This is a genomic window from Streptomyces sp. NPDC059853 (assembly GCF_042731495.1).
GTDB lineage: Bacteria > Actinomycetota > Actinomycetes > Streptomycetales > Streptomycetaceae > Streptomyces.
Genome location: NZ_JBHWJL010000346.1, coordinates 1 through 5,011 on the forward strand (window position 1 = coordinate 1; position 5,011 = coordinate 5,011).

At 71.7% G+C, this 5,011-nt stretch carries 4 protein-coding genes; 2 read left to right on the forward strand and 2 right to left on the reverse strand.

Annotated features, from left to right (window positions below; genetic code table 11):
* The coding region (locus tag ACFV5N_RS24545) for a sugar phosphate nucleotidyltransferase (protein ID WP_385603777.1) at positions 1-1,831 on the reverse strand (1,831 nt) is incomplete at its 3' end.
* Between the two features lie 135 nt (positions 1,832-1,966).
* Positions 1,967-2,575 carry a CDP-alcohol phosphatidyltransferase family protein gene (locus tag ACFV5N_RS24550; protein WP_385603780.1) on the reverse strand — a complete coding sequence of 203 codons (609 nt, stop codon included), beginning with the start codon at positions 2,573-2,575 and terminating at the stop codon, positions 1,967-1,969.
* Between the two features lie 191 nt (positions 2,576-2,766).
* Between ACFV5N_RS24550 and ACFV5N_RS24555 the strand changes: the two genes are divergently transcribed.
* Entirely contained in the window at positions 2,767-3,216 is a 450-nt protein-coding gene (locus tag ACFV5N_RS24555) for a PTS glucose transporter subunit IIA (protein ID WP_385603782.1), read from the forward strand.
* Between the two features lie 14 nt (positions 3,217-3,230).
* The gene (ptsP, locus tag ACFV5N_RS24560) at positions 3,231-4,901 is read left to right on the forward strand and encodes a phosphoenolpyruvate--protein phosphotransferase (RefSeq protein ID WP_385603785.1); all 1,671 of its coding nucleotides are present in this window, start codon (positions 3,231-3,233) and stop codon (positions 4,899-4,901) included.
* Positions 4,902-5,011 lie beyond the last annotated feature (110 nt).

Below are 5,011 nucleotides of genomic sequence, written 5' to 3' on the forward strand. Positions count from 1 at the left end.
GGGTGTTGTATACCATCTCGCCCAGCCGCTCCTGGCCGGGGCGGCGGGTCTCGGGGGTCTCGGTGGGGCGGGACTCGTCCTGGCCGGGGTTGATGACCAGGGAGTCGACGCCGAGCCGGCCGAGCAGGCTGGGCAGGACCAGGCCGGCGCTGCCGTTCGCGGCGTCCACGACGATCTTGAGGCCGGATTCGGCGACGCCGGTGGTGTCGACGGCCCGGATGACGGCGCCGGTGTAGCCGTCGAAGACGCTGGCGGGGAAGCGCAGGTCGCCGATCTCGCCGGGGAAGGCGCGGCGGTACTCCTGGCGGGCGTAGACGCGGTCGAGTTTGCGCTGTCCGGCCTGGGAGAGGTCGGCGCCGCGTTCGTCGAAGAACATGATGTCGAGGGAGTCGGGGACCCCCGGGGTGGTGCGGATCATGACGCCGCCCGCGCTGCCGCGCGCCGTCTGCTGGCGGGCGACGGGCAGCGGGACGTTCTCCAGGTCGCGGACGTCGATGGCGCTGGCCTGGAGGGCGGAGATCACGGCGCGTTTGAGGGCGCGGGCGCCCCGGGAGTGGTCGCGGGCCGTGGTGACGGTGGAGCCCTTCTTGAGGGTGGTGGCGTAGGCGCTGGCGAGGCGGACGGCGAGTTCCGGGGTGATCTCGACGTTGAGGATGCCGGAGACGCCGCGGGCGCCGAAGAGGTGGGCCTGGCCGCGCGACTCCCAGATGACCGAGGTGTTGACGAAGGCGCCGGCCTCGATGGTCTTGAAGGGGTAGACGCGGACGTTGCCCTGGATGATGGATTCCTCGCCGACCAGGCACTCGTCGCCGATGACGGCGCCGTCCTCGATGCGGGCGGCGCGCATGATGTCGGTGTTCTTGCCGACGACGCAGCCGCGCAGATTGGTCTGCGGGCCGAGGTAGACGTTGTCGTGGACCACCGCCTTGTGGAGGAAGGCGTCGGCCTTGACGACGACGTTGGAGCCGATGACGGTGTGCTCGCGCACTTCGGCCCCGGCCTCGATCTTGGCGTAGTCGCCGATGTAGAGCGGTCCGCGCAGCTTGGCGTCGGGGTGCACCTCGGCGCCCTCGGCGACCCAGACGCCGGGCGAGATCTCGAAGCCGTCGATGTCGACGTCGACCTTGCCCTCCAGCACGTCGGCCTGGGCCTTGACGTAGCTCTCGTGGGTGCCGACGTCCTCCCAGTAGCCCTCGGCGACGTAGCCGTAGATGGGCCGGCCTTCCTTCATCAGCCGGGGGAAGACGTCGCCGGACCAGTCGACCGGCACATCGGGCTCGACGTAGTCGAAGACCTCCGGCTCCATGACGTAGATGCCGGTGTTGACCGTGTCGGAGAACACCTGGCCCCAGGTGGGCTTCTCCAGGAAGCGTTCGACGCGGCCGTCCTCCTTGAGGATGGTGATGCCGAATTCGAGCGGGTTGGGCACCCGCGTGAGACAGACGGTGACCAGGGCCCCGCGTTCGCGGTGGTAGGCGATGAGGTCGGTGAGGTCGAAGTCGGTGAGGGCGTCCCCGGAGATCACCAGAAAGGAGTCGTCCTTGAGGGCTTCCTCGGCGTTCTTCACACTTCCGGCCGTACCCAGGGGCTTCTCCTCGTTGGCGTAGGTGAGGTCCATCCCCAGTTCCTCACCGTCGCCGAAGTAGTTCTTCACCAGAGAAGCGAGGAATTGCACGGTGACCACGGTCTCGTTGAGTCCGTGGCGCTTCAGCAGCCGGAGCACGTGTTCCATGATCGGACGGTTCGCCACCGGCAGCAGTGGCTTGGGCATGCTCGCGGTCATGGGGCGAAGCCGGGTGCCCTCGCCACCAGCCATTACGACGGCCTTCATATCGGAAGTGTCCTCCTTGGGGAGACAGCAGTCATGCCGACCGCGCCCGTCTGGAGGGGCCCGGGCCCGGGGTGGCTCCCCGGAAATTAGCGGCACGTGCGGGCGCCAGGCCCCTGCGACACTGCCAGGGCGGGCTCAGTCGGCCGTGGCATCCGCCTTGAGGATTCGGCGGACCTGGACCACGTACAGGACTCCTGCCCACCAGTAGAGCGCTGTACCCCAGCCGACGAACGCCCATCCGAAAATGGCGGCCAGTGAGGCGAGGGTGCCGCTGCCGTCGCTGAGCAGGAGCAGAGGGAAGCCGTACATGAGATTGAGGGTGGCGGCCTTGCCCAGGTAGTTGACCTGGGGCGGGGCGTAGCCGCGGCGGTCCAGCAGGACGACGGTGACGGCCATCATGGCCTCCCGCGCCAGCAGCAGGGCGGTGACCCACCAGGGCAGGATGTCGCGCCAGGTGAGGCCGACGAGGGTGGAGAGGATGTAGAGGCGGTCGGCGGCGGGGTCGAGGATGCGGCCGAGCGGGGAGACCTGGTTCCAGCGCCGGGCGAGCTTGCCGTCGAGGTAGTCGCTCACGCCGCTGAAGACGAGGACCAGCAGGGCCCAGCCGTCCCTGTTGGGGCCGTCGAAGACCGGGGAGAGAACCAGCCACAGGAACAGGGGCACCCCGACCAGCCGGGCCATGCTCAGAATGTTCGGGATGGTGAAGACCCGGTCGGTCTGCATGTCCGTCTCCTGGACGTCCACCCGGAAGCCTCCTGTTGTTCATGCCAGTTCCGGCCGATGTGCGCCTCGACCTTACCGGGCCGGATGGGACGCACGGTGCGCGGGGCGACCGCCGGACAGGGGGCTGCGGATCCCATGACTTACGCTTTTATCGGGTGTGCCGTCCGAAAAGTGATGGACACTGACTGTTTCAGCCCATTGAGAGGCCCTTCATGACCACTGTGACATCTCCTGTGGCCGGGCGGGCCATCCCTCTCGCCGAGGTGCCGGATCCGGCGTTCGCCGAGGCCGTGGTCGGCCCCGGCGTGGCCGTGGATCCGCCGCTGCGGCCCTGTACGGCGGTGGCTCCGGTCGACGGCATCCTCGTCTCGCTGAGCCCGAACGCCTATGTGGTGGTCGACGACCGGGGACGGGGCGTACTCACCCATCTGGGTGTCGATACGGTGCAACTGGACGGACAGGGTTTCGAACCGCTGGCCAACAAGGGCGACACGGTGCGCCGGGGTGACCCGGTGGTGCGGTGGGACCCGGCCGCGGTGGTGGCGGCGGGGAAGTCCCCGATGTGCCCGGTGGTGGCGCTGCAGGCGGGCGCCGACGCCCTGTCCGACGTCGCCGCGGACATCGAGGTCCGGGCCGGTGACCCGCTTTTCGGCTGGAACTGACGGAGACAGGTGTGATGGAGAAAATGCTGCAGGGAGTCGGCGTCAGTCATGGCGTGGCGATCGGTGAGGTGCGGCACATGGGCACCGCGGTGCTGGAGCCGTCGGCCGAGCAGGTGCCGGGGCAGGACACCGAGCGCGTCACGGCGCGGGCCCGGCAGGCGGTGGACGCGGTGGCGGCCGATCTCCTCGCACGCGGCCAGCTCGCCGGGGGCGAGGCGCAGGCCGTCCTGGAGGCGCAGGCGCTGATGGCCCAGGACCCGGAGCTGATGGCGGACGTGGCCCGCCGGGTGGCCGGCGGCAGCACGGCCGAGCGCGCGGTGTACGACGCGTTCGGCGCCTACCGGGAACTGCTGGCGGCGGCGGGTGACTACCTGGCCGGCCGGGTCGCCGACCTCGACGACGTCCGCAACCGCATCGTGGCCCGGCTGCTGGGCGTGCCGATGCCCGGGGTGCCGGACTCCGACGAGCCGTTCGTGCTGGTCGCGCGGGATCTCGCACCGGCGGACACCGCGCTGCTCGATCCGGCGCTGGTGCTCGGCTTCGTCACCGAGGAGGGCGGCCCGACCAGCCACAGCGCGATCCTGGCCCGGGCGCTCGGGGTGCCGGCCGTGGTGGCGCTGCCGGGGGTCGGCGAGCTGACCGAGGGCACCGTGGTGGCGGTGGACGGCAGCACCGGTGAGGTGACCGTGAACCCCAGCGGTGAGCAGCGGGCGGCACTGGCGCGGGTGGCGGAGGAGCGGCGGGCCGCGGTGGCGGCGTCGGCCGGGCCCGGGGCCACCGCGGACGGTCACAAGGTGCCGCTGCTGGCCAACATCGGCGGACCGGCGGACGTCGCCGCGGCCGTGGAGGCGGGCGCGGAGGGCGTGGGCCTGTTCCGTACCGAGTTCCTCTTCCTGGACGACAGCGAGCGCGCGCCGTCGCTGGAGACCCAGACCGCGACCTACCGCCAGGTGCTGGAGGCGTTCCCGGAGGGCCGGGTGGTGGTGCGGGTGCTGGACGCGGGCGCGGACAAGCCGCTGGCGTTCCTCACCCCGGGCGAGGAGCCCAACCCGGCGCTGGGCGTGCGCGGGCTGCGCACGCTGCTCGACCACCCCGAGGTGCTGGACACCCAGCTCAAGGCGCTGGCCGCGGCGGCCGAGGGGCTGCCGGTGTATCTGGAGGTCATGGCCCCGATGGTGGCCGACCGGGCGGACGCGAAGGCATTCGCGGACGCCTGCCGGGCGGCGGGGCTGCGGGCGAAGTTCGGCGCGATGGTGGAGATCCCCTCCGCCGCGCTGCGGGCGCGCTCGGTGCTCCAGGAGGTGGAGTTCCTGTCGCTGGGCACCAACGACCTGGCGCAGTACACGTTCGCCGCCGACCGGCAGGTCGGCGCCGTCTCCCGGCTCCAGGACCCGTGGCAGCCCGCCCTGCTCGATCTGGTGGCGCTGTCCGCCGAGGCGGCCAAGGCCGAGGGCAAGAGCTGCGGGGTGTGCGGCGAGGCGGCGGCGGACCCGCTGCTGGCGTGCGTACTGACCGGTCTGGGCGTGACCAGCCTGTCGATGAGCGCGTCGGCGATCCCCTACGTCCGCTCCGCCCTGGCCGAGCACACCCTGGCCCAGTGCGAGCGCGCGGCGGCGGCCGCCCGCGCCGCCGAGTCGGCCGAGGAAGCCCGCACGGCGGCCCGGGCGGTCCTCTCCGGCGAGTGATACCGGTGTGACCCACCGGGTGGTGGCCGGCGGCGCGGGGTGCCGCCGGGCACACCCTTGTGCGGGGCCGGGGGGGCGCCCCCGGGGGCCGCGGGCCCGCGCGAGCGCCA